Origin of the sequence: Aliamphritea spongicola (genome assembly GCF_017051665.1) — a bacterium.
Lineage (GTDB): Bacteria > Pseudomonadota > Gammaproteobacteria > Pseudomonadales > Balneatricaceae > Amphritea > Amphritea spongicola.
Genome location: NZ_JAFIDL010000001.1, coordinates 927,810 through 954,288 on the forward strand (window position 1 = coordinate 927,810; position 26,479 = coordinate 954,288).

A 26,479-nucleotide genomic window follows, 5' to 3' on the forward strand; every position below is an offset into this window, starting at 1 on the left:
TAATAGAAAATAAACAGATGATTTACATCATATTTTTTACAACAATGAAGCGTCAGGAAAAGCGTCCGAAAAAGCATAAGGCATAAAAAAACCGGAGCAGGCTCCGGCTTTATACGTTTGAAAAGTAATTTCAGAAGTAGCGTTCAACCGTCAGCTGAATGCGATCATCCTCTGAAAGCGCCACTGCAGGATCAGCGGCTTTATCAGTACTGAAGAAACGGCCATCCAGGCTGACTTTCCAGTCTTCACCCACCCGCCGGCTGGCTTCAACAAAAAAGCTGTGGCTGCCGTAGTCCGCATCAATACCGCCACCCAACAGAACTTCTGTACTGGCTTCGTCATTAAGCGTAAAACGGGTACCGATGAACACATCATTCTGTGCAGCTGAGGTTGCATCTTTACCACGCTCATCCCAGCCATACTCCAGCAATAAACCTAAATCTGTGTTGGTTTCACTGATGCCGTAAAAGGTATATTCAACACCGCCCTGAAAAGCGGTATAGCGATCATCCTTACTGTCACGGATAATGGTTTCAACCTTCCAGAGCCAGGAATCAATGGTCGCCTGACCATCAAACCCTAGCTGATCGATTTGCTGATACACCGGTACCAGTTCCGTTTTACCGCCAATGCTGCGGGTTTGCAGCAGCGGCTCACGGTTTGTACCACGGAACCAGTAAACACCCAGATCGAATACATCAATGCTGTTGCTCCAGCGCAGCGCCAGATCCACGTGCTTATCTTCCGCCGACGATTCGTACTCTGCTTCATCAGTATTAACGACCAGACCAGAACGCAGACGACCGTCCTGTCCGGCGAACGTCCGCTCCCGGAACCCCGGCAGAATGAAGGCATCAACGATACCCCAGTCGTACACCAGAGACAGGTTCAGCATGGGTTGCCCTAGCTTTTCCTCACCGTCAAAACTTTCAACACCGTCCGTCTGGTTGATGATATCTGTCAGGTGCTGGAACTCCGTCACCCCCCAGAAAACCTTGCTCAGACCGGCCCGGAATTCCCAACCATCACCCACTCTCAGCCAGTTCAGTTCGCGGATATCGCCATGGGTCCGCTCGCTGTCCTGCTCGTCGTAGCGATAAAAAGGCTCAAAGATGATTGAGTCTTCACCGTCATTCCATTCCCAGTAGAACTCAGGCTCGATACTGAACGACAGATTCGTATCGTAGTCCTGGCCGGCAAACTGCGCATCTTCAGTGAAGCCCTGCAGCTGCCCGGCGACCTTACCCGACACCTCAAAAAACACATCCTCAGCACTGGCAGCCACCGGCGCGAACGCCAGTGCTGCGACAGCCATATGCCTGAACGCCATGATTAACGCGCCCGCTTCAGAGTATTTTTATTAAAGTCAGAGTCTTTCAGGCCAGTACGGAAGGTATAACCGGACCACTCAAGATCAGTGCCTTTGCCGTTCTGGTGGTTAACCATTGTCTGAACGTCTGCACGCCAGTACTTACCCAGATACTGCTGATAGCCATCAAAGGTCAGGGTTTTCAGCAGACTGTCTTTACGGTCATAAAACTCAACTTTTTCTGTACGGTATTCCGCCTGATCCAGCCACACCACACGACGGGTATAACCGGAGTTTTTATCAACCGGATATTGCTCAATCACGAAGCACTGGCCCAAATCACAGGCCTCATCACGCAGGTACTTATAGGTGTACTTTTCAACCTCAAATGAACTCAGGTCTTCAAAAGCAAACTCAGACCCCATAAAAGGACCGGATTTATTACGGGATGCAATACGCTTAACCCGCTTCAGTGCCGGCAGATACAGCCACTGATCATCTGCTCCCACCGGGTGAGAGAAACTCAGGAACGCGGTTCCTTTAACATCACGGGGCTTATCGAAAACCGTCAGGCTCTTATCACCGTCGTTTTCCATTTCCAGGTTTTTAATGCGGATCTCCCGGACACTTTCCTCACCCTGCTTGTTACGCAGCACCATCAGCATCTCGGCCTGCATGTCACCCCAGCCAAGGTCACGCTGCTTAGCTTCTTTAGAAATTTCCAGGCCACGCTCTTCAGCTGTCTGCGCCAGCGTCAGAGAACTCATCAGCATTCCGGATGCCAGCAAACCGGCACCCAGGACAAAATTTAAAGACTTAGTTACTTGCATGTTGCTCTCCAGCAGCCACAGTAGCAGTGACAGTAGCGGTTTCAGTTTCAGATTCTTTTTCAGCAGCATCTACAGGCGCTTCAACCCGGCCGGCATCCAGCTTCATCAGCAGCGGCGGCAGGAAGAAGAAGTCCACAATCAGAGCGATCAGAATGGTCACAGCGGTAAGCAGTCCCATATCAGCATTCAGCTTGAAGGTAGACAAAGACAGCACCAGGAAGCCGGCAACCAGAACAAATGTGGTAATCCATAAAGCCCGGCCAACGCTGCCAAATGCATAGCGAACTGCCGCTTCAGGTTCTGCCTGCTTATTACGGCGGGCATGCAGATACTTACTCAGGAAATGAACTGTATCATCTACCACAATACCCAGAGTCATACCGGCCACAACCGAAAGACCAAGTCCCACCTGACCGTCGATCAGGAACCAGACACCAAAGCCCATAGCCGCTGGCGCCAGGTTAGGAATCAGACTGATCAGGCCGAAACGTACGGAGCGTAATGCAAAGCCCAGCAGTACCGAAATCAGCACCAGTGCCATCGCAATACCGGATAACATACTCTGAATATTACGCTGGCCAATATGCGCAAACATCAGGTTTGGTCCGGTGACTTCCACTTCAATATCCGGTGCATTGGCAATAAACCAGCCCTGAATACGCTTTTCAACCTGTATGAGTTCATTACTGGTCATATTGGTCATGGTGGCAATAATACGGGTCGCAGACTTATCAACGTTAAGCTGATTGTTCAGATCCAGCCCGTACGGCAACGACATCTCATAGAGCAGCAGATACTGTGCCGACAGCTCACGGTCATCCGGCAAACGGTAATAGCTTTCATCATCTGCGTGCATGTTCTTATTCAGACGCATCAGGGTATCAGACAGCGTATTCACGTGGTCTGTTTCCGGCTGCTCACGTAACCACGCACTGAACTCACCCAGGACTTTCAGGTAAGCAGGATCGTTGATACCGCTGGATTCACCGCTACCCAGAGAAATCTCAAGCTGTGTCATACCGGACAGGTTGTCCTGCATGAAATCAGTCGCCTGACGGAACGGCACAGACTCATCAAAATACTTAACGAAATCATCGTTCAGTTTGTTCTGCGGCAGGAACACGATCAGGCTCGCCATGATCACACTCATCACCGGTAACAGCACACGGCGGTTATTGGTCACGAAAGCCGCCAGAGAACGCATTGAATCACGCTCCTCTTCCTTACGTACTTTCACCCGTACCGGCAGAATCATCAGCAGCGCCGGGAACAGCGTCACAGACAGAATAAACGCCAGCATCACACCCACAGCAACGATGTTACCCAGGTCGCGGAACGGTGGTGAATCTGAGAAGTTCATGCTCAGGAAACCGATTGCTGTGGTTACACTGGTCAGCAGGATCGGCTGGAAGTTAACCCGCAGGCTGTCCAGAATCGCTTCACGTTTTGCCACACCCAGACGCATCTCATATTTCATGGTACTGAGAATATGAATACAGTCAGCAACCGCCAGGGTCAGGATCATTGTTGGCGCGCTCGCTGAAGGCCCGGTCAGGAATAATCCGGCCCAGCCTGCCAGCCCCATCGCACCGGCAATACTGGTGGCAACAATCAGCACGGTCGAAAGTGTACCGGTGATACTGCGCAGCAGCAGAATCATGGCAATAATAACAACCAGGAACATGCCGGGAACAAGGGTGGCATTATCCTTTAAAGACGATTCGGCAAAGCTGTTATTCATCATCACGATGCCAGACAGCTGAATACTGATATCAGGGTTTGCCTGCATGTATTTCTGCTGAATTTCACGGACCTTGCTGACAACCTCAGGTACTTCTGTAACCGGATCGATACCCGGCAGACGTACGGTGACATTCACAACCGCCACGTGACCGGTTTTGGAAATCTGGTTATTCAGCAATAACGGTTCGTTGACAGCTACCTCACGCACCCGGTCAAGTGCCGCCTGATCCAGCTCAGCGCCTTCCAATACCAGATCTTCAACGATCATGTCGTCTTCTTCAGCCCAGGTATGCTGGAAGTTAGTGATCGAATCAACCCGGGTAGAATACGGAATCTGCCAGGCCTCTTCAGTAATCTGACGGATCATCTCCAAACGTTCCGGAGTGAACACATCCCCATCAGCCGGAGCAATTACAAAAGAAGCATTATCACTCTTGTTGTAAATGTTCTGCATCGCTTCATAGGCGAGTAACTGCGGGTTATCTTCACTGAAAAACACCCTGTAATCGCTCTTAAATACCAGATTCTTAGCACCGTATGCAGCACCCACTATCAACAGAATTGACAGTAAAGCCACCCATACAGGATGCTTAAGCACCGTTGAGAAAAGTTTCTCTTTCATTTCTCTGCCTTTTTGACGAATCGTCATTATAAAGGTTTAAAAAAACGGCATTTCTGCCGCACCTGTTTTTGTTATATTGCCTTTAAATCAAACAGTTAACCGCCGCAACGGGCCATCAGCAACTGTACTTCTGTTGCAAAATCTTCCCGCTTTAAACGTTCAACTGTCTGTTCAAAATTGTAGTCCCGCAGTAATGGTAGCCACTGCAGGCCGTCAAGGTGTGTATGCACCGAAGTCATCACTACTTGCTGGGGGCACAACTCTCCCCGCACGACACAATCATCAGCACCTTTTACCATCAGGGTAATTGCACCGAAGGCTGTCGCCCAGCCGGTACAGGCAATCACTTCCAGACTAAGACCGTTCGGATTCTTACAGTCACCGTTATCCAGTGCATCCTGAATAATGCCTCCAACACTGGCAAACAGCGTCTGCTCCAGTTCATGATGGTCAGCCCGGCGCTTATCAGACGCCTTTTCAATGACCCCCGGCGCCTTCGCACTGATCACCAGCATGAAAAGCATCGGATATATCTGCGAATAAATCAGATACGCAAACATCAGTGCCAACATCCGTTCCCGGGTACTGCCATCAAACAGATATGCCCGGCGGAAATAACCAGCCAGAAGCCCCATACCCCGGTTGCACAAGGCCAGTAAAACATCCTCTTTACCGGTAAAGTGGCTGTATACCGTACCTTTGGAAAACGGCACTTCCTTCACCAGCTTATCCATGGTCAGACCTTCCACGCCGATCTTTTCGATCAGCAACGCTGCCGCATCCAGCATTTGCTGTTCACGGTCATGGAGGGTACGTTCATCAACCTGGCGAGGACTCATTTAAATCTCTTTACTTAACTTACCGGATACATATGTCAGCCACATGAAGCTTTAGTGACGAATCGTCAATTATAGAGATAAAGCATCTTATGACAACTAAAAAAGTTCAGTTTATTTCTGATTGTTGAGTAAATTTCAGGAAAACACAGATACAGCCTGCGCGGTTACAGCAACAGGTCACTATCGATAGGAAAGAAAGTATTTACACTGTTTATCAGAGAGTTAGCCGTAAGACCGGGCACACCGTAAGCATCAGCCACCACACCATGGTGTTGCTGAATATGTTGCATGAGCAGATCAAAATCGCCGTCGCCGGAAAGTAACACTACCCGGTCCACTTCAGCAGCGGCCTGCATCACATCAATGGTAATCCCCACATCCCAGTCGCCCTTGGCGGTGCCGTCACTGCGCTGGATATAAGGCTTGAGCTTCACATCAAAACCGATATGCCGTAATGCCTGCTGAAACCCCATTTGCTTATCATCACCACGGTGAATCGCATAAGCATTAGCCAGTACAATTTCCCCTTCAGCACTCAGTTGCTGCCAAAGCTTACGGTAATTGAACTGGCGGTTATACGCCTGGCGGGTGGTGTAATAGAGATTTTGCACATCAGCAAATACGGCGATCTTCATCACTTTCACCTTTCTCCCTTACACCTTTTCAGCGTTTAAACAGCCCGGTTTCCGGACGCAGCACGTTTACGGGGCGCATTACTTGCCGGGCGCTGTGCAGCGGACTGATCGTTACGGCGTTGATTACCCTTAGCCGAACCACGGGAACGACTGTTGGTATTTGCCGCCTGCCCCTGCTCAGCCCTGTTACCGTTTGCAGCCTGCTTAGGCCCTGAACGACGGCGACGGTTTGCAGGTTTGGCCGAATCTGCAGCCTGACCATCACGCTTTTGCCCTGAACGGGCTTCGCCCCGGCTATTACCTTTAGCCTGGCTATCGCTGCGGTGTCGTTTATTCTTACCTGCAGGTTTATGGCCTCGCGCATTATCCGCCGAACGCTGACCGTCCTTGTGCTCACCGGACTGGCGTTCACCACCTGCCCGTTGCTTAGGCTTTTTAGGCTTTTTCTTCTTCAGGGCTTTTAAAGGCTTTTCCGGTAGAGGTTCAGACGGTTCAAAACCTTCTACAGACACCCGCTCAATAAGTTTTCCGATCAGGCTTTCGATGCCAGTCAACTGGTCCAGCTCTTCAGCACAAACCAGTGACACAGCTTCACCACTGGCACCGGCACGGCCGGTACGGCCAATACGGTGAACGTAATCTTCGGCCACATTCGGCAAGTCGTAATTGACCACCTGCGGCAGTTGTTCAATATCCAGGCCACGGGCCGCAATATCAGTCGCCACCAGGGTACGTACTTCGCCGGCTTTAAAATTCGCCAGCGCCCGGGTGCGTGCGCCCTGGCTCTTATTACCGTGAATCGCCGCTGCAGTAATCCCCTTGGCTTCCAGCTGTTTTGCCAGACGGTTAGCACCATGTTTGGTTCGGGTAAACACAATCAACTGCTGCCAGTCGTTTTCTTTAATCAGCTTGATCAGCAACGGTGCTTTACGGTTTTTATCAACCGGACTGAGCCACTGCTTCACGGTTGTTGCCGCAGCATTACGGGGGGTTACCGAAATTTCCACAGGATCATTCACCAGCCCTTTGGCCAGCTGACGAATCTCATCGGAAAAGGTCGCAGAGAAAAGCAGGTTCTGGCGGCGCGGCGGTAACAGCCGCAGGATCTTACGAATGTCATGGATAAATCCCATATCCAGCATCCGGTCCGCCTCATCCAGCACCAGTACTTCCAGCTGATCAAACTTCACCGCATTCTGGTTATACAAGTCCAACAATCGTCCCGGTGTTGCCACCAGCACATCGGTGCCTTTACAGAGCTTTTGCATTTGCGGATTGATCTTCACACCGCCAAACACCACTGCGGAGCTGAGGTTCAGATATTTGCCGTAATCAACCACACTTTCCCCTACCTGAGCCGCCAGCTCACGGGTAGGTGTCAGAATAAGTGCCCGGGCCTGATTCGCTTTCGCCCGCGAACCATCTTTCAGACGCTCAAGAATAGGCAGAGTAAACCCTGCGGTTTTGCCGGTCCCGGTCTGGGCAGCAGCCATTACATCCTTTCCATGGATAACTGCTGGAATTGCTTCCGCCTGAATCGCTGAAGGCTCTGAATAGCCCTGTTCGCTAACGGCATCAAGCAATGGCGTCGATAAGCCTAAATCGGCAAAACTCATAAAAAATGTTTCTCTTGGTTGGCAAGTAATGGCGAGAGATTCACCGGCTGACAGTCATCTGATGTAACCGGCAATATCCGATGTAAAGAACCGGCGCGAAGCTTACAGCAGGCTATCCCATAACACCAGTAAGACTGATGGATAAGGACACTTTAGCGAAACATTTCCAGATTCAGGGGCACAGCATCCCCTAACCAGTATGCATAGTCAGTATGATCTTTGAGATTATCACCGGTTAAACCGTGCACCAGCACACTGAGGCCATTACGGTGTTCATCCAGCCAGCCCACGACTTTATCGAAATCAGCAGCCACGAAACTCAGCTGACAACTCCAGCAAGGATGCGGCCCGACCAAACGTTCATGCACTCTGCCAACCTGAACATTCAGCACCTTGCCAGCCTGCTCACACAATGAGGAGGCGAACGCCAGTGTGCCGGCATCAAAATAGACATGCGCATGGTAAGCAGGGTGAAGATTCCGGGGATAGAGATCAGACATAGCATTAAGTAACTCAGACAAATGACAATCTGAGTATCATAGCAAGTCTGCCCGCGAACAGGGGATTAAATATACTGATTCAGCCGGATACAGGCGAAGGTCTGGCGATATGCCACGCCACACGGCCGATTAGGGTTTGTCTGGGCTGCCAGCCCATCACTTCACTTGAAGTACTGTGCGGGCTGTCACCACTGAGCCACATATCGTGACTGGCACTGAGGTTTGCCACACGTTTAATGATACACCCTAAACGGGGATGCTGAATCACCACAACATCCCCTTTCTTCAGCGGCATAAAAGGCAGAGGCTTAATACAGAGTACATAATCGCCATCGGCAAACGCCGGCAGCATACTCTGTCCATTCACACGGTGAATACTGATCATTACTAAGCCCTGCTCTTCTTTATGTTTCTGAAGCCCTTAACCCGGCTAATTAACCAAGCTTTGGATAGGTCACCTGCATTGCCGGTGGGTAAGGACACTCAGCAGTGAAGGTCTCAACGCCTTTGGTTGCCCAGAAGCTTGCGGCAAACTCATTCACCAGCGACAGCAGTTTTTCACCGTGTTCACGGCCGATGTTCTGCTTGCAGGCAGAGCCGGTCAGCATAATGCTGTGCACCAGTTCATTGGTATTCGGGAACTGATCAAACTGAGGCTGTTTGAAGTAATCACCCCAGATAACCCGAACCTCTTCCTTAGCTTTTGCCGCATGGGTTTCTTTTTCCTGCACCAGACGGCCCAGCTGTGCCTGCTCAGCCAGGGTCAGGCTGTCTTTGTCAGCCAGTTCCTGAATCAGATCCATAAAACGAATCACACTCAGTGCTGCGATCTGAGCAATCTGAGGATCATAAATCTTGCACGGGATATCGCAGTGCGCATCCGCTGCTGAGAACTGACAAATGGCGTCAAGCTGTTTAAAAATACCGTGGATCATTGTTTACTCCTATCATAGTAAAGCGTACAGAGTTATCGGCCCGGCCGGCACTCTGCACTCAGGGGGTATTCCGTTTCCGGAAACTTTCTTATTTCATTGCATTGCTACCCGGCCAGAAGCTCAGCTTCATAGCGGGCCTGCAATTCACCAATCTGCTCTGGACGATGCTGCTGATTAAATTCAAGCAACGCCTGATATGTACGCCGGAGCCCCGATAACAGGGCCTGATACCGTGACGAGTCAGCTTCGTTGGCAATTTCCTGCAACAGGCTATCGTGCACCCGGTTAAGCTCATTGCCTGCCATATCCGTCTGCATCCGCCGTAAATAAAGATCTGCCAGGTTGTGATAACTGATGATCACTACCGCAACCGCTTCGGCAGGATCTTCCCAGTGCCTGAACAACCCCCAGGCCAACTGCTTAGCAGACTGATAATGCGCTACCGCAGCGAACAGCTGATGAGCATTGAAGCACTCGTTACCGGCCTGAACCTGCTGTTGCCAACGCTTCATTTTGAGGATCTGATTGCTCATACATCACTCCCTACAAACCACCTTCTGTCAGCTTCTGCGGATCCAGTAACACCGCCAGTTCTTCCCGGGACAGATCCGTCCCCTCGACAGCCACATCCAGAATCGGACGGCCTTCGCTATATGCCTGCTTAGCAATTTCTGCGGCTCTGGCATAACCGATAACAGGATTCAGCGCCGTTACCAGAATCGGATTACGGTGCAATGCCTCGTTTAACTTCGCCTCGTTCACACTGAAACTGCTGATCGCTTTATCTGCCAGTAATCGGCTGGTGCTGGTCAGCAGGCCAATGCTCTTCAGCAAGTTCGCGGCAATCATTGGCAACATAACATTGAGTTCAAAGTTGCCAGACTGACCACCCACACTGATCGCCGTATCATTGCCCATCACCTGTGCTGCAGCCATAGCCGCGGCCTCAGGAATCACTGGATTAACCTTACCCGGCATAATGGATGATCCCGGCTGCAACGCCTCCAGAGAAATCTCCCCTAGCCCGGCTAGAGGGCCGGAGTTCATCCAGCGCAAATCATTAGCGATCTTCATAATGCTGACCGCTGTTGTTTTCAGCTGACCGGAAACAGCAACAGCCGTGTCCTGCGAACCAATTGCTGCAAACGTGTTATGGCATGGAGAAAAACTGTACCCGGTGAGCGTGCTTAAACGTTGAGCAAACAGGGATGCAAACTGCTCATGGGTATTCACACCGGTACCTACCGCTGTACCGCCCTGCGCCAGTTGCTGCAACGCTGGCAACAGCGCTTCCAGATGCTCACGGTTTTGCCGGATCTGGCTGGCCCAGCCAAGTAATTGCTGATCCATCCGCACCGGCATGGCATCCATCAGGTGTGTCCGGCCGGTTTTACAGAAGCCGGCCACCTCTGCAGCCTTAGTTTCAATTGCTGACTGCAAATGCTCCAACGCCGGCAGCAACTGACTCTGTATCTGTAAAGCGGCACTGATATGAATCGCACTAGGCACCACATCATTACTGCTCTGGCCGAAGTTCACGTGATCATTAGGGTTAACTTCATCCCCCAGTGCTCTGCTGGCCAGGGTGGCAATCACTTCATTGGCGTTCATATTTGAACTGGTGGCTGAACCGGTCTGAAAAATATCCACCGGAAAATTGTCCATCAGTAACGGATCGCTGCTAAGCAACTGACAGCTGTCACTGATAGCATTGGCAATCGCCGCGGGGATGCAGCCCAGTTCCTGATTCGCCTGCGCAGCAGCGTCCTTAATCAGCAACAGGGCTTCAATGAATGGCCGCGGCATAGTTTCACCACTGACCGGAAAGTTGTTTATTGCCCGCTGAGTCTGCGCGCCATACAGCGCGTTTTCTGGTACTTCCAGGCTTCCCATACTGTCTTTTTCAATACGTGTTTTCATAGTGACTCCTTAAGGCCCGGAACGGATTACAGAAAATAATTGCTTAAAACCGATACTTCACGATAACAGCGCCTGACGGCCTGCCGCTGTTGTTCAGATCTGGCCAGCCTGCCGAGAGCAAGCAACGGCCGGTAAATATGATCCATACAGAGCCGGCGCCAGTGAACAGGCACACAGCTGTCGCAGATCGCTTCCAGCAACAGTTCATAACAAAGTATATATGCCTGGCGCTGCACCGGACGTGGCGACTGACTGACCAGCCTGTCGGCTTCATCGAGATACTCTTTGACCAGCTCCGGGCGGTCCGGGCTCAGGCCTAAACGGATCGCCTGTCCGTCCGGAAGATGAACTGAAAGCTGGTCGATGATCTGTTGACTCAAGCGTGTCTCCTTAGCAGATACTCCACCGGCACCTGGCTAATTGCTGCTGAAAGTTTGTCCGTCATGGCAAGGAAAGGATGATCTGCATCATCAAAACACTAACTACAAACGAGAATTATTCGCATTATATTTTACAATATGCTTCAGGTAAACCCATATCAGCCCTGATTCAGGCTAATTAAATCCATGGATTTTCAGGGGTTTTTAATCTTCTTAAGCGGTAAAAACCCTTCCCTGACTTAATAACGACAATTGCGCTGAAAACGGTGGACTCCGCTTTAAAATTAGCCGACTATCCCCTCACCCGGATAACCGGGTAATTCTCAGGGCGGGGTGCAACTCCCCACCGGCGGTGATAAAAGACAAAACATCTTTTTAAGCCCGCGAGCGCCCGGAAAACTGAACCACTGACAGCCTCAGTGACAATCAGTGCCGGGGTCAGCAGATCTGGTGATTTCGCAGAAATAATCCAGAGCCGACGGTAATGTCAGTGTTGTCAGTTAAACACTGCTGAGTCCGGATGGAAGAGAATGAACAACATCCCCTGCGTCGGCCGGTTTGCTTCCTGCTGAGCGCAGCTATGTATGTCATATCTGATGGCGGGGCTTGCTGTGCAAACAGCGGATGCCTGCTGCCGTTCCTTATGCCCTGATTCTGGAACTATTACTCATTTAGGTATAACCATGAATCAGTCTGAAACATTTAAAAATCCATTTACTGAAAGCACGCCCGCGGAACGCATCTGTCTGGCACTGGAAACCCTGCGCAACGGTCAGGGTGTACTGGTGGTCGATGATGAAGACCGGGAGAATGAAGGCGATATCATATTCGCCGCAGAAAGCCTGACCATACCTCAGATGGCCATGCTGATCCGTGAATGCAGTGGCATTGTCTGCCTGTGTCTTGATGAAGACCGGGTCCGTCAGTTGGAACTGCCACCGATGGTCACCGAGAATAACAGCCAGTACGGTACGGCCTTTACGGTCAGTATTGAAGCCAGCAAAGGTGTCACCACCGGTGTATCTGCTGCTGACAGAGTCACCACCATTAAAGCAGCTATCGCTGATGACGCGGTGCCCTCAGATCTGGCACGGCCCGGACATGTTTATCCGCTGCGGGCCCGTGAAGGTGGCGTGCTGACCCGCCGGGGACACACAGAAGCCACCATTGACCTGATGAAGCTGGCAGGATTACAGCCATACGGCGTACTCTGCGAGCTGACCAATCCGGATGGCAGCATGGCTAAACTGCCGGAAATTGTCCGTTTCGGTGAAGCGAATGATATGCCGGTGCTGAGCGTTGAGGATATCGTCGCTTACCGGCTGGCGGCGCTGTCAGCCAGCGCGTAATTCAAACGACAAGGAAAACACCTGCCGGACGGCTCAGCACCTTCCGGCTCAGGCAGGCACCACCTGACTGCACACTGGCGAATAATCAGCTATAAACGCTTCAAGCTCAGCCGCCGGCATAGGCCTGGCAAGATAAAAGCCCTGGGTCAGGTCACAATTCAGCGAACCGAGAAAATCCAGCTGCTTCTGGGTTTCCACCCCTTCTGCAACCACCCGCAGCCCAAGAATATCCGCCATGGAGATGATGGCACTGGTCAGCTGTGCTGCCTCATCACGCTCATCCACATCATTGATAAAGGAGCGATCGATCTTCAGGGTATCAAACGGAAAACGCCCCAGATAACTCAGTGATGAATAGCCTGTACCGAAATCATCGATGGATAACCGCACCCCCATGGCATCAATCACGTTCAGAATACTGTGATTGCGCTCCGTATTATCCAGCAGCACGGTTTCTGTAATTTCCAGTTCCAGCGCCTGCGGCGGAATGTCCACTTCCTGAAAAACCTTACCCACCAGCTCAGCAAAACGCCCCTGCCGTAATTGCTGCACGGAAACATTCACCGCCACATACTGCGGCATGCCAGGCTGCTGCCGCCAGGCTTTAATCCGGGAAGCCGCCTGATACAGCACCCACTCCCCAAGCTCGTTTATTACCCCGATACTTTCCGCCAGCGGGATAAACACATCAGGAGCAACATTGCCAAGGGCTTCATTGTGCCAGCGTAAAAGGGCTTCCACGCCCATAATCTGACCGGTTGTAGTACAGATCAGCGGCTGATAATGCAGCACGAACTCTTCTCGCTGCAAAGCCTTACGCAACTCCAGCTCCATTTTCAGCAGCGCCTGGGCATGGCGGTTCATTTCTTCGGTATAAAAGTGAAAATGGTTACGGCCATCTTCCTTACATTTGTACATCGCGGTATCGGCATTTTTCAGCAGCATCTCCTGGTCTTCACCGTCATCAGGGAATACGGTAATACCGATACTGGCACTCACTGCCACCTCATGCCCCCTGATGAAAACCGGCTCACTGCAGGCCTTTATAATTTTCTCCGCAATCAGCTCCGCTTCCATTGCTTCCTTCAGCTCCGGCAGGATCAGCGTAAACTCATCGCCGCCCAGACGTGCAACAGTATCCCCTTCCCTGATACAACCGGTTAAGCGCCGGGATACCTCCTTCAGTAACAGGTCACCAGCATTGTGACCCAGGTTGTCATTCACGGTCTTAAAATGATCCAGATCCAGCATCATCAGGGCGATACGGGTCTCCTGGCGCTTGGCCCGTGCCATGGCATCCTGTAAACGGTCGAACGCCAGCCCCCGGTTAGGCAGCCCGGTCAGGGCATCATAATTAGCCTGCTCAAATAATTTATCTTCATGATTTTTTCGTTCAGACAGATCAATAACACTGGTAATAATGGCATCACTATTACCGTACAGCGCCACCTGAGAAGACAAAGATGCCCAGAACTTTTCTCCGGCATCCCGCTTCTCAATCAGTAACTCAAAATTATCCAGATGCCGCTCTTCTCTTATCTGTGAACAGAAGCGGCGATAATCTTCAGGTTTGGAAAAATAACCTTCCAGCTGACTTCCATGCAGCGTATCAATAGCACAGCTGAACAGTTTCTCTGCCTGGGCGTTACCATAAATGATCTTTCCGTCTTCCGGACAACTGATAATAATCGCCATAGGGGAAGACTGAGCAATGGCCTGAAAATGCCGCTGACTTTCCCGCAGATCTTCACCCAGACGCCAGTTAAGCCGGCTTTCCCGGTACTGTAACCACAGACTGATACCGATACCGGTCGCCAGCAATAACAACAGAATCAGCAGCAAACGGCTGCTTTGCTCGGGGCGGTTATCATATGCGTTCAGCCGCAGCCACACCGTTTCATTCAACTGGCTGATAGGCAGCACCCGGGTAAGGCCGGTTAACGGTGTCTGCTCAGCATCGCCATAAATAACCTGTCCTTCCCGGTCGACAAAATCCACTTTGTATCTGCTGCGCACATCATCCGGCACCAGGCCATCCAGCAAATATTCAATTTTATAAACTGCCCCTAAGGTACCGAGGAAACGTTCGCCGGTGAAAATCGGCACGTAAAGCTCAAATGCCGGATGCCCCTGAATGACGACGAACGGATTGGTATAGACCGGCTGACGGCTCACATACGCCTCATAAGACGCCCGCTTAGGCTCAGGCAACAGCAGCTTTAACCCCACCACCTGTTTGTTTTCCTCATAAGGTGCCGTATCCCTGATAACAAAATCAGCATCCGCCCAGGTTACGTTTACCAGCCCGGGATGATCATATACATAACGGGATACCCGCTCCTGATAAGAAGTTTTTGAAAGCTGCCCCTGGCTGATTTGCTCTGCCAGTAACTCAAAATACTCCTGATGGGAACTCAACCGCCGGCGAATATCATGCTCGAGGGTCGCCGCCGTATTATTCAGCGCCAACTGCTCACTGGCCGTATCATTACGCTGCATAAACCAGTACAGAGCAACGGTTGCCATAAACAGTGCACAGAACGTAAGCAGCGGCGCGGCCCATGTTGGAGGTCCCGGCTGCGCAGGATGGGTGCTATTGTTTCCATCCGCAGAAGATGACTGAGCACGGTACTGCCGTCGCTGCTGTGTTAAAACACCGGTCACCAGCAGAAAGAAAGCCGCCAGGACACCTTCAAAAATCATGACGGACTGACGAATATCGGCATCAGCCCCGGCGGACGTCATGGCAGCAAGCTCCCACTGGCCATCAATCAGATCAACCCGGTGCACCAGACGCTCATTACTGAACAACTCATCGTCACCGTAAAACACCACCCCCTGGCTATCGCGGATGCCGATCTGCAAATCTGTTTCCGGATTTAATAAACCGGACTCCTGCAACAAAGGCGCCATATCCAGCGCCATCGAAACCAGCCCCCAGAAATGCCCGTCTACATTCACCGCCTGGCGGGCAACAACACCATTGCCGCCCTGTAACAACTGCATCGGTGATGTCAGTGCAATGTCCGACTGACGCATCGCCCGTAACGTTGCATGCCTGCTCGCCAACCGGGTGTCACTCAGCAGATCATGCCCAAGCGCAGACTCATTGCCCTGCAGAGGTATGACTTTGCTGATGACCCCATCCGGCGCCACCGCGAAATTCCGGATGCCCTTTGAGGTAGTCAGTAAGCCGTTAATAAAGGTATCGAGGCGCTGCCCTGAACCTTCAGATGTGACGTCAGAAGACAGCAAGTCTGTTTCCACGTACGAGGTTAAGCCCTGCAACAGTGCAAAGCGCTTGTTGAGAATGTTCGCCAGATTCTGTGCGTAACCGTCAACCTGTTGATCAAACTGCTGAGCACGTTCTTCAACCAGATAGGTTTCAAACCAGTAGGATGCCTGCCACCAGATAACAGAAAAACACAGCAGCAGGGTTACGGAAGCAAAGCTTAAACGTCGCTTGATTGTTGCAGCCAGCAGAGACGGGCTCAGACTCATCAGGGATCACCATTACATCGCGATTCCGTCCCTGGCGCGTACACTAAAACAATATTCAACTATGACAGACAGAAACTACCGGCCTGAATAAACACAACATCCGGCTAAATGCGTTTGATATTTATTTTCAAATAAAATAACAATACTAATAAATATCATAAAGTTACAGCGGTAATCTAAACCATAATACTCATTAAATTACGTTTAGATCACAGCGTGAATTTCTGTCCGCAACATTGTATCCGGCAATCTGAAGTCTGCAATGATTTTTTCTGTTTCCCCTGGCAATTAATCACTCGTCATAACCGACCTTATCAATCAGCTGCAGCGCCTGCTGACGGCGGGCGGCAATCTGCCCCAGTGGCTGATCATCTTCCTTAAAGTCTCCCATATAGGTTTCAATCAGCTCAGCCCGGGGAGTATTCACCCGTACCGGAAACTCAAAATTACCCTGCGCATACATAAACTGGGCCCGCTCAGCACTGAGATACTCCATGAGCCGGATCGCTTCTTCCCGGTGAGGCGCATACCGGCTCAGGGCAATTCCGCTGATATTCATATGCGCACCGCGGTCCGCCTGATTAGGAAACACCAGCCTGACCGCATTCGCCCAAACCTGCTGCTCGGGCTTTCGCTCATTGGTGAGGATCTTGCCGAAGTAATACGAGTTAGCCAGTGCAACATCACACACACCGTCACTGATTGCTTTGATCTGCGCCCGGTCGTTTCCGGTTGGTCGCCGGGCCAGATTGCCTTTAACATCCCTGAGCCATTGCTCAGTCGCCGTCTCTCCGTTAGCCAGAATCAGACTGCTCACCAGCGACAGCATATATTTATGTTTACCGCTGCGGCTGCAAACCCGTCCTTTCCAGCGACTGTCAGCCAGTTCTTCATACCGTCCGATAGCGTCCGCCTCCAAACGCTCTCTGGAGGTATACAAAATGCGGGAACGGGCTGTAAGACCAAACCACTGAGAATCTGCATCGCGGTACTTGGCCGGTATATTTTTCCGTAACACATCGCTTTTAACCGGCTGGATCAGCCTTGACTGTTTCAGCGCATACAGTGGGCCAATATCCGCGGTCAGGATCAGGTCAACCACTGACCGGTCGCCCTCTATTTCCAGCCGCTTCACCAGCCCCTTGCGCACATAAACAACATTCACCTGTATACCCGATTCTTCCTCAAAGGCATCCAGTATCGGCTCAATCAGAAACGGCTGGCGATAGGAGTAGATATTAATTTCAGAGGCAGAAACCGCACTGCTTAACAGCAAAGAGACACCGCCACAAAACATGGCTGCACGTTTCATCAGATCAGTACTCATCAGACACAAACCTTACACATTTACACCGGCAGAGGATTCACCTGCACAGTTACATCCCCTTCAGCGGAATCATCACCCAGCACCCGGGTGTACTCATTCAGCACCAGTGGTTTATAAAACAGAAAGCCCTGTCCGTACCGGCAATCCAGATCCGCAAAAAACTGTTGTTGCTGGAAGGTTTCAATACCCTCCGCGGCAACGGTCAAACCCAGTAACTCCGCCATCTTTACCGTGGCCTGCAAAATAATGGCCTGGGTATTATCCGGTGCCAGCTTACTGACAAATGAGCGGTCAATTTTCAGCCCGCTCAACGGATAGGTGACCAGCCGCTCCAGCGAACTGTGGCCGGTGCCAAAATCATCAATATAAATACCGATACCCATGTCATGCAGGGCCTGCAATTGCTTAATTGCCAGCTCCTCATGGCTGTACAGCGCACTCTCAGTCACTTCAAGGCGAAGGTTGTAAGGCTGCAGCTGGTAGCTGGTCAGTAACTGACTGACCCGCTGAAGAATAGAGTCACTCAGCAGCTGCTTGGGGGATACATTCACATTAACAAACAAACGCTGATTGCCTGTGTGCCTGATAAGACCGGCCAGATCAGCAACCGCCTGCTGTAAAACCCAGTCTCCGATTACCTGGATCATATTCAGCTCTTCCGCCAGCGGGATAAACTCCACCGGAGAGACCTCACCCAATAACGGGCTCGACCAGCGCAACAGTGCTTCACTGCCTTTAATTTTCGAATCGCTCAGTGCCACTATCGGCTGGTGACAGAGCACGAACTCGTTATTTTCAATGGCACTGCGCAAACTGACTTCCAGTCGGATACGCCGCTGGGCTCTGGCATTCAGACGGTCATCATAAAGTACCTGACTGTCCCGACCGTTGCGCTTTACCTCGTACATCGCCAGGTCTGCCTGACGCAGGCCATCTTCGGCACTCTGGCAAGCCTGATCAAGCAAACTCAGCCCCAAACTTGCAGTGGTCTGAAAACAGTTACCATCACTGAAGACAAACGGTTGCTGCATGGTTTCCAGCACCCTGGCGGCCAGTAACTGCAGCCGGGCACTGCCCGCCACATCCGTGACAAATACAGCAAACTCATCTCCGCCAAAGCGGGCTATCAGGTCCGACTCCCGGAAACAATCTGTCAGCCGGGCGGAAAACTGCTGCAACAGCTCGTCACCGATGGCATGACCGTAGGTGTCATTCACCGCTTTAAAACGGTCCAGATCGATGAAAAATAGTCCGGTGCCCATCGCACCGTATGTATTCAGATGGTGATCAATCCGGGCGACAAACGCCGGTCGGTTATAAAGGCCTGTAAGGGCATCCCGTTCAGCCTGATGCTGCAACTTCAGTTGCGCCAGTTTACGTTCAGTGATAACGCTGATAGAGCCTTCGTAGTAACTTTCACCCTGGCCGTCATCGACAATATAAGCGTTTTCAACCAGCCATACCGGCTGACCGGCAGAATCGGTTCCCTGCCACTCAAAATTGACCACCCGCCCGGACGCTTTCAGCTCGTCAACCAGGGCACTGAATACTTCCGGATCATGGTGCAGCTGCCCGGGCACACTCTGAACCTGCTGATGCAAAGCATCCTGGGAACTGAAACCGAACGCCGCTGCAAATGCAGGATTAGCCTTCAGCAAGCGACCGGACACCGACGCCCGGTAAATACCGTCGACCGACAGCATAAACAGCTGGCTATATTCATGCTTAACCGCCCGCAGCCGTAGGGTTCTGTTGGTAAACAAACGCTCTATTTTCAGGGCATAACGCCGGGACGTGTAAATGTACATCAGCACCATGATGCTCACCCCGAGCAACGCCAGCCCCACCAGATTTGACAGGGCAAACCAGCGCATATGCCCGGGCCGGGTCTGATCATAAAACGTAAACCGCAACTGCCGCCCTCCCAGTGTGTAAGCCATAGAGCGCGTTGCTTCAGGGGCAACATCGTACTGGCAGCGGCTGCCGGATAAATAACTGCTGCGGAACAGAACCCCCACATCAGCACCGGTCATATCTGCCACCTGCACACACAGACCGGCCTGAACCGCCTGCTGACCCAGTAACACTTCCATGGCATTACCGATATCAATTGCTGCGGAAACATAACCGTTCAGGGATGAGTACTGCGGGATGCCTGCCTGCGGTTCAAATACACCAAAAACAAGACGGGAAAAGTGCTCGCTGTCAGCAGGGTCATCAACAATGGCAATCTGCAAACCGGCATTTTCTGCCGCCGCCGCAAACGCACTGTTGTATTCAGGTAAGGCCACAAGGTTAGTCCCCAGCGCGATACCATCCATATCAGAAGAGGAACTGTAGAGTAGCGGGAACAAATCAGAAAACGGGATTTGCGGGCCTGTATCCGGCTCACGAACAGCAAAATCAAACTGCCCTTCAGCACGGGCCTGCCGGGTCAGGTCTTCTGCTTCATCTGCGGACACCTTGGGCAACCATTCAAACGAAGCAATGCCGTAATCAGATACATTCTGCGAAACAATAAAGTGATCGAATTCCCAGCGCTTCACCTTGCCGCTGATTTCAATAAAACTGCGCAGGGAAGATAACCCTCCCACCAGCTCATTCAACGCGGCACGCACGACACTGAACTGCCCCGCTGCCCGCTCCTCAAGGGTACGTTCATATTCGCGCTGCTCAAGACCGGCCGTTACACGGTAAGCAGCCCAACTGCTGGGCAACAGAATACAGGTGGCAAAAAACACCATTACAAGCGGGGAAACCGAACGCTTTTTCACGCAATCATTATCTCTCAGATCACACCGGTAAAACCGGGATGACAGGCTGAACATCAGAATGCGCCATTAACAAAATACCAAAGCGCACACCAATAATGATAATGATTTTTATTTAGATAACAAAATACAATTACCCATTTTGCCATTTAGGCCAAAAGGATGCGTCTGCAATCTAAACCAGCGGCCGGCTTTCCGTCGTCATTTGTAACTGCCCGTCCGGAGAAAAACTCAGGCCAACTTCCGGATAACGGGCATTATCATTCAGCAAGTGACTGAACCGTTGCAGAATTGAATCAATTTCTGCCTGCGAAGTGGCAGCATCCAGCTCATCATGCATAGGCTGCAAACTCTGTAATGCGGCAAGATGAGAACTCAACCCGTTAACCGTCGACAGCATCCGGGACATTTCTTCGTCCTGCCCCAAGGCTTCTTTCAGTTGCTCTGCGTATGGATAATCCGCCGGCAGTACAATTTGCCCCTGACTGTCATATTCAATTTTTGCCGGTGGTTCAGGAATATTGTTGGCCGCCAGAAAATCAGGAAAACGCTGACTGATGTGCTGCTGCAGTGCTTTAACATTCTCTGCATTGGGCATCAGTAAGGCACCGGTATCCAGCACGCCGTCTTTCAGATGAGAGCCGGGGTTGAAAAAACGATCCAGATCGACATCTTTACGGCCGGCACCGGTTTCCATTGTATAAACCGCCTGACTGGCTGATATTTCACGGGCCTGCGCCGACACACTGACCGTTTCAGACTGGCCAGATGTTGCCGCCTGATTATGGCTGTTTGCCACTGTAGAGGTATGGGGTGCTGAAGGTACCGCTGGCTGTACCACCGCAGATTGCTGAATATACATAGCTTTTCCTTAAGTCTGCGCCCACCGGATGGCAGGCAAAAATATATCTCAGGAAAAGATAAGCAAAAATAAGACCATATAACCGTATCAGAAAACCATACCTGACACGGTAATGAAAACACCCCTGCCCTGCTGGCCTGTCCGCTTCAGCCAGAGCCTGCAGGCGGCGGGGGTAAACAGCGACTACCGGTTAGCCTTGATCATCGTCCAGGCGCGGGTCAGTAAACGGTCATACTTAGCAGTGTGGGTATTCTGGGTGAACAGGCTGGCTTTAACAGCCTCATCAGGATAAATGCCTTTATCGTTTTTAACTTCATCCAGCAGATAAGGCCCCACCTTATTGTTGGCAACTGCAAAATACGCGAAGTTAGAGACGGCTGCCGCATTCTCGGGCTTAAGAATGTAATCAATAAACTTATGGGCCGCTTCTTTGTGAGGGGCATCCGCCGGAATAGCCATCAGGTCAAACCACACCAGTGAGCCTTCTTTAGGAATACGGTATTCAATCTCAATGCCCTGGCCAGCTTCAACCGCTCTGCTCTGGGCCTGCAATACATCGCCGTTATAGCCCATCGCCAGACACAACTCACCATTGGCCAGATCAGAGGTAAACTGTGAAGAGGTAAACTTGGTGTAATAAGGCCGTACAGACTTCAGCAACTCGGTGGCCTGTTTCAGGTCAGATTTTTTCTCAGAGTTCGGATCCAGCCCCAGATAATGCAGCGCCATGGACACCACTTCCGCCGGGGAATCCAGCACACTGACACCACAATCCTGCAGCTTACTGACTACCTCGGGTTTGAACAGTAAATCCAGGCTGTCAAAAGGCATATCCCCCAGACGCTGCTTTAATGCCGCCACGTTATAGCCCAGGCCGATCGTGCCCCAGGTATAGGGTACATTGTATTTATTGCCGGGATCATGCCGGTCAACCTTGGCCCGCATATCTTCATCCAGATTTCCGGCATTGCTCAGCAGGCTCATATCGATGGGCGCATAAATTCCAGCCTTAGCCTGCCGCTCAAGAAATGCAGCCGTCGGCACAACCACATCATAACCACTGCCGCCAGCCATGAGTTTTGCTTCCAGCACTTCATTGGAGTCATAGACATCATAATTGAGCTTTATACCGGTCTCTTTCTGGAAGTTTTCCAGCACGGCAGGATCAATATAATCCGACCAGTTATAGACGTTCAGCACCTGCTGTTCGGCCAGCACTGAACTACTGACACCCAGTGCCAGCACCGCAGCAGAAATGCCATTCACCAGAGGCTTTAATTTAAGATTATCGAATACACGCATCACAGATCTCCCGGATTATTTTTATTCTCAGAACAGATGCTTCAGCCACAACTCACCCTGTGCAGCTAAGCACATGACTGAAAGCGGATTCAGAAACTAAGCAGAAACCTGCCTGCTACCCTGAGGACGTGGGTAACAGACAGAGAAAGCTCAACGGCTAGACAGCGCCACCGTTAGCGGCCAGAACGTACAGATACTCAAGCGCAAGGGTTGCGCCTGCCAGTGAAGTGATTTCAGCATGATCGTAAGCCGGGGCGACCTCGACCACATCCATACCAATCAGATCCAGCCCCTGCAGGCCACGGATCACTTTCAGGGCACAGTCAATGCTGATGCCTGCTGCCACCGGCGTACCGGTACCCGGTGCAAACGCCGGGTCAAGGCCGTCAATATCAAAACTGACATAAACCCTCTTATCACCCACCCGCTCACGGATACGCTCCAGGGTTTTCTGCGGGCCGTTATCCCCCACCCAGGCAGCATCCAACACTTCAAAAGGATGGTTCTTGCGGTTATAGGAGGTACGGATACCAATTTGCAAAGAATGCTCGGTATCCACCAGCCCCTCAACCACCGCATGATGGAACAAGGTGCCGTGATCATACTTGCTGCCGCCGTCATACGTGTCTGTATGGGCATCAAAATGAATCAGCGCCACCGGGCCGTGTTTCTTGGCATAAGCACGCAGCACAGGCAGCGTAATAAAGTGATCGCCACCAAACGTCAGTGCAGATTTACCGCTTTCAAGAATCTGACTGATATGAGCTTCCAGATTATCCACCAGCGTCTGCGGCTCGCCGTGCTTGAATGACACATTACCGGAATCTTCAACTTTCAGATGGTTATCCAGCGCAAATGACCAGGGCCAGCGTGCACCTTCCCACACCAACTGGGCAGACGCCTGACGCACACCGGTAGGTCCGAAACGGGCACCCGGCCGGCCGGATGTCGCCATATCAAAAGGCACCCCGGTCACCACCACATCGGCATCACTGGTCTGTATATTGGTTACCTGCGGGAACTCCATAAACGTCATTCCCAGACCGCCATAAATAGGCATATCCGCGTCGGCAATATTCATAGAAGCTGACATTACTCACCTCATTACGGGCAGCCTCTTGCTACCCGGCTTATTGTTATTGCTAACCAAGGTAACGCCCGGGTTATAATTAGTGAAACGCATAGTTTAAATACAACTATGCATAAAATTAATAACAGTGAGAAAACTCCCCATGCAGGCCCTCAGACAATTCGACCTGAACCTGCTGATCATCTTTGAAGCCCTGATCAGCGAATGCCATGTCAGCCGCGCTGCTGAGAAAGTCTTTCTCAGCCAGTCAGCCATGAGTCACGCCCTTAACCGGTTACGGGAATACTGCGATGATCCGCTGCTGGTGCGCACTGCCAACGGTTTGCAGGCAACTCCCCGGGCACTGGAAATGCTGCCGGAAGTCCGCCGGGCCCTGCAGCTGATCGACCGTACCCTTGCCAAGCCAGAACCCTTTGATGCAGAGCGCAGCAACCGGGTATTCACCATCGCCTGTACCGATTACTTTGAAGCCGTCATCTTTCCGGGACTCTTCGCCCAGTTACAGCAAACAGCCCCCGGAGTCAGAATTAACGTCGAAATGATCACCGACGCCAGCAGCCGGGAAAAACTGGAAAACCGCAGCGTCGACCTGGTCGTCGGCGTTGATGCCAGCCACAGGCTGCCTAAACATCTCGTTACCGAAGACTGGATCAGTGAACACCTGGTATGTCTGGCCGGCCAGCAGAATACCCGCATCAGTGAGCAACTCAGCCTGCAGGAATATCTGGACATAAATCATGTGGTTTTTTTCGATCAGGTTGGTGATACCGCCAACCCCGTAGACAGCTGGCTGCAAAATCAGCAGCTCAGCCGCCATCACAGTGTCCGTACCACCAACTATATGGCAGCTGCCAGAATCGTGGCCCAAACCGGTGCGATCGCCACCCTGCCTTACCAGATGGCGCGACTGTTCTGCGATCTGCTGCCGGTAAGGATTGTCACCCCGCCGGCCAATATGCCGGTCCTCGACATGCAGATCCTCCATCACCCACTGTTCGATAACGACCCGGGGCTGATCTGGTTACGGGAAACTATCAAACAATACGAGGTGATTTGACATACAGACAAGCGTACATACACTGTATGTATGCTTATTTTTGAATGGAACTCAATTAAAGCTAAATCGAATTTACTGAAACACGGGATATCTTTTACAGAAGCCCAAACAGTGTTCATGGATGATCAGGCACTGCAGTTCTTCGATACAGAACATTCTTCAGAAGAAGACCGGTTTATTATGCTCGGCATGAGCGCTCACACCCGTGTTCTGGTGGTCTGTCACTGCGAGCGGGACACAGGCAATGTTATCCGGATCATCTCTGCACGTAAGGCAACTAAAAAAGAGCACAACTACTATATGGAGCACCGGGAATGAAAGAAGAATATGATTTCGCCGGTATGGAATCACGAAGCAACCCTTATGCTGCGCGATTAAAAAAACCGGTGACGATCCGGCTGGATGAAGAGATCATCAGCTATTTTAAGACGATGTCTTCCGATACAGGCATCCCGTATCAGAGCCTTATCAATCTGTACCTGCAAGACTGCGTGAATCAGCAACGCAAGATAGACATCACCTGGCAACAGGAACAATAATTCCCGTTAGTCTTAGCCCCCAAACCGTCAATAAGTCAGGTCGCCGAAAGATAAACCTTCAGAAAGAATTCCGCGACCGGCCTATCCCACTGGGCATAATGCCCTCGGTAACTTCCACCCGGTTACGTTCTTCACGGGGTGATACGCCGTAATGGTTACGATAAGCAGTGCTGAAATAAGACGCACTGGAAAAACCGCATTCCTTGCCAATCTCGGCAGCCGGCTTGTCGCTCTGGCGTAACAGTTGCCGGGCACGTTCCAGCCGCAGTTCCAGATAATGTTTCGATGGTACGGTTTGCAGATGCTGTTTAAAGAGCCGTTCCAGATGCCGGCGGGAAATGCCCACCAACTCTGCAAGATCTTCACTGCTCAGAGGCTCTTCAAGATTAGCTTCCATCAGGCTGACCGCCTCAATCAGTTTTGGCTGGCTGGCCCCGATCCGGTTTTTCAGTGGTATCCGCTGCTGGTCATCTCCGGCCCGCATCCGCTCACAGATAAACTGTTCCGAAATAGCCCCAGCCAGTGACATATCAAAATGCTGACCGATCAGAAACAGCATCATATCCATCGAGGCTGTACCGCCACTGCAGGTATACCGCTTACCGTCGATCTCAAACAAAGTATTCGTTACCTGGGTCTGGGGAAACTCCGCCTTCAGACTGGCCATATCCCACCAGTGAATGGTGGCACGGTGCTCATTCAGCAGCCCGGCACAGGCAAGAATATAGGAACCGGTACCGATCCCGCCGATCGCCAAAGATGTATTCGCCTGACGGCGCAGCCAGGCAATAATCGCCTCATTGCCAGTCCGGGCGATGGGGCTGGCACCGCAGACAAACACTGCATCCAGCGTCGGCATTGTCGCCAGACTGCAATCCACCAATGTCTGCACACCGAAACTGCTAGCCACCGCTTCACCGTCATGGCTGATCAGTACGGTTTCATAACAGTCTTCTCCGGTCACCCAGTTAGCCATACGCAGGGGCTCAATCGCAGAAGAAAAAGCAATTAAAGAAAAGTTAGGCAGCAGCAGAAAGCCAAAACGGTACGGCCGTTCTGGCTTATTCGCTAAAGTCACTATCTGCTGAGGCGTTATCTGTTCCGCTGCCATCTGTACAACCATTACCTAAATTAAGAACCCTGTTACGCAAATGACAAAAATCTAAAGTCTTCACGAAAACTTGTACTAATCATACGCAGCGACCGGTGCTCTGTCGCGAAGATTGCCCCGTATCAGGCCCAAAATGGCAACAAACTAAAAGTTTATGTCGCAGGACATAAACTTCAGATCTTATCTCCACGATGGGTTTTGTTAGTATTTTAATAAGACAACACGGCTTGCAGATCCACAG

The 26,479-nt window shown here is 51.4% G+C and carries 23 protein-coding genes and 1 riboswitch; of the genes, 4 read left to right on the forward strand and 19 right to left on the reverse strand.

What is annotated here, in order from left to right:
- Positions 1-130 precede the first annotated feature (130 nt).
- From JYB63_RS04320 to JYB63_RS04375, 12 genes are all read right to left on the reverse strand, one after another.
- The gene (locus JYB63_RS04320; protein WP_243431797.1) at positions 131-1,330 is read right to left on the reverse strand and encodes a hypothetical protein; all 1,200 of its coding nucleotides are present in this window, start codon (positions 1,328-1,330) and stop codon (positions 131-133) included.
- Between the two features lie 2 nt (positions 1,331-1,332).
- A complete protein-coding gene (locus tag JYB63_RS04325; protein ID WP_205656563.1) occupies positions 1,333-2,139 on the reverse strand; it encodes an outer membrane lipoprotein-sorting protein in 807 nt (268 codons plus the stop codon).
- Positions 2,126-4,504 carry an efflux RND transporter permease subunit gene (locus JYB63_RS04330; RefSeq protein ID WP_205656564.1) on the reverse strand — a complete coding sequence of 793 codons (2,379 nt, stop codon included), beginning with the start codon at positions 4,502-4,504 and terminating at the stop codon, positions 2,126-2,128. The genes JYB63_RS04325 and JYB63_RS04330 overlap by 14 nt, the downstream gene beginning before the upstream one ends.
- A 95-nt stretch (positions 4,505-4,599) precedes the next feature.
- Positions 4,600-5,343 (reverse strand): TetR/AcrR family transcriptional regulator, encoded by a 744-nt coding sequence (locus JYB63_RS04335; protein ID WP_205656565.1) that lies wholly within the window; start codon positions 5,341-5,343, stop codon positions 4,600-4,602.
- A 164-nt stretch (positions 5,344-5,507) separates the two neighbouring features.
- Positions 5,508-5,981, reverse strand: coding sequence for a LabA-like NYN domain-containing protein (locus JYB63_RS04340; protein WP_205657024.1), 474 nt, complete (start codon positions 5,979-5,981; stop codon positions 5,508-5,510).
- 32 nt (positions 5,982-6,013) lie between these two features.
- Positions 6,014-7,594, reverse strand: coding sequence for a DEAD/DEAH box helicase (locus JYB63_RS04345; protein WP_205656566.1), 1,581 nt, complete (start codon positions 7,592-7,594; stop codon positions 6,014-6,016).
- Positions 7,595-7,746: 152 nt separating this feature from the next.
- Positions 7,747-8,115, reverse strand: coding sequence for a DOPA 4,5-dioxygenase family protein (locus JYB63_RS04350; protein WP_336510851.1), 369 nt, complete (start codon positions 8,113-8,115; stop codon positions 7,747-7,749).
- Positions 8,116-8,173: 58 nt separating this feature from the next.
- Complete coding sequence (locus tag JYB63_RS04355; RefSeq protein WP_205656567.1) at positions 8,174-8,479, reverse strand: S24/S26 family peptidase; 306 nt, start codon at positions 8,477-8,479, stop codon at positions 8,174-8,176.
- 49 nt (positions 8,480-8,528) lie between these two features.
- Positions 8,529-9,029 (reverse strand): superoxide dismutase, Ni, encoded by a 501-nt coding sequence (gene sodN / locus JYB63_RS04360; RefSeq protein WP_205656568.1) that lies wholly within the window; start codon positions 9,027-9,029, stop codon positions 8,529-8,531.
- A 104-nt stretch (positions 9,030-9,133) separates the two neighbouring features.
- The gene (locus tag JYB63_RS04365) at positions 9,134-9,562 is read right to left on the reverse strand and encodes a DUF2753 family protein (protein ID WP_205656569.1); all 429 of its coding nucleotides are present in this window, start codon (positions 9,560-9,562) and stop codon (positions 9,134-9,136) included.
- 10 nt (positions 9,563-9,572) lie between these two features.
- Positions 9,573-10,949 carry a class II fumarate hydratase gene (locus JYB63_RS04370; RefSeq protein ID WP_205656570.1) on the reverse strand — a complete coding sequence of 459 codons (1,377 nt, stop codon included), beginning with the start codon at positions 10,947-10,949 and terminating at the stop codon, positions 9,573-9,575.
- Between the two features lie 26 nt (positions 10,950-10,975).
- Positions 10,976-11,329, reverse strand: a complete 354-nt coding sequence (locus tag JYB63_RS04375) for a hypothetical protein (RefSeq protein WP_205656571.1) — start codon at positions 11,327-11,329, stop codon at positions 10,976-10,978.
- 315 nt (positions 11,330-11,644) lie between these two features.
- Positions 11,645-11,865, forward strand: a riboswitch (FMN riboswitch).
- 147 nt (positions 11,866-12,012) lie between these two features.
- On the opposite strand from JYB63_RS04375, the gene ribB reads away from it, so the two are divergent.
- The gene (gene ribB, locus JYB63_RS04380; protein ID WP_205656572.1) at positions 12,013-12,678 is read left to right on the forward strand and encodes a 3,4-dihydroxy-2-butanone-4-phosphate synthase; all 666 of its coding nucleotides are present in this window, start codon (positions 12,013-12,015) and stop codon (positions 12,676-12,678) included.
- Between the two features lie 48 nt (positions 12,679-12,726).
- Here the strand turns inward: ribB and JYB63_RS04385 are convergent, their stop codons facing one another.
- The 6 genes from JYB63_RS04385 to speB form a co-directional block, all read right to left on the reverse strand.
- Positions 12,727-16,179, reverse strand: coding sequence for an EAL domain-containing protein (locus tag JYB63_RS04385; protein WP_205656573.1), 3,453 nt, complete (start codon positions 16,177-16,179; stop codon positions 12,727-12,729).
- Positions 16,180-16,471: 292 nt separating this feature from the next.
- Complete coding sequence (locus tag JYB63_RS04390) at positions 16,472-17,506, reverse strand: extracellular solute-binding protein (protein WP_243431798.1); 1,035 nt, start codon at positions 17,504-17,506, stop codon at positions 16,472-16,474.
- A 20-nt stretch (positions 17,507-17,526) separates the two neighbouring features.
- Positions 17,527-20,280 carry an EAL domain-containing protein gene (locus JYB63_RS04395; RefSeq protein ID WP_205656574.1) on the reverse strand — a complete coding sequence of 918 codons (2,754 nt, stop codon included), beginning with the start codon at positions 20,278-20,280 and terminating at the stop codon, positions 17,527-17,529.
- Positions 20,281-20,452: 172 nt separating this feature from the next.
- On the reverse strand, positions 20,453-21,139 hold the full coding sequence (locus JYB63_RS04400) for a hypothetical protein (RefSeq protein WP_205656575.1): 687 nt from the start codon (positions 21,137-21,139) through the stop codon (positions 20,453-20,455).
- 183 nt (positions 21,140-21,322) lie between these two features.
- A complete protein-coding gene (locus JYB63_RS04405) occupies positions 21,323-22,441 on the reverse strand; it encodes a polyamine ABC transporter substrate-binding protein (RefSeq protein ID WP_205656576.1) in 1,119 nt (372 codons plus the stop codon).
- 157 nt (positions 22,442-22,598) lie between these two features.
- Complete coding sequence (gene speB / locus JYB63_RS04410) at positions 22,599-23,534, reverse strand: agmatinase (protein ID WP_205656577.1); 936 nt, start codon at positions 23,532-23,534, stop codon at positions 22,599-22,601.
- Positions 23,535-23,673: 139 nt separating this feature from the next.
- Between speB and JYB63_RS04415 the strand changes: the two genes are divergently transcribed.
- From JYB63_RS04415 to JYB63_RS04425, 3 genes are read left to right on the forward strand one after another with little or no spacing between them, the layout of a single operon-like run.
- Positions 23,674-24,588, forward strand: a complete 915-nt coding sequence (locus tag JYB63_RS04415; protein ID WP_205656578.1) for a LysR family transcriptional regulator — start codon at positions 23,674-23,676, stop codon at positions 24,586-24,588.
- Positions 24,589-24,618: 30 nt separating this feature from the next.
- Complete coding sequence (locus JYB63_RS04420; protein WP_205656579.1) at positions 24,619-24,906, forward strand: BrnT family toxin; 288 nt, start codon at positions 24,619-24,621, stop codon at positions 24,904-24,906.
- Positions 24,903-25,127: a BrnA antitoxin family protein gene (locus tag JYB63_RS04425; protein ID WP_205656580.1), complete on the forward strand. Its 225-nt coding sequence runs from the start codon at positions 24,903-24,905 to the stop codon at positions 25,125-25,127. Before JYB63_RS04420 ends, JYB63_RS04425 begins: the two co-directional genes overlap by 4 nt.
- 58 nt (positions 25,128-25,185) lie before the next feature.
- Here JYB63_RS04425 and JYB63_RS04430 read toward each other — a convergent pair whose 3' ends face one another.
- A complete protein-coding gene (locus JYB63_RS04430; RefSeq protein WP_205656581.1) occupies positions 25,186-26,238 on the reverse strand; it encodes a GlxA family transcriptional regulator in 1,053 nt (350 codons plus the stop codon).
- Positions 26,239-26,479 lie beyond the last annotated feature (241 nt).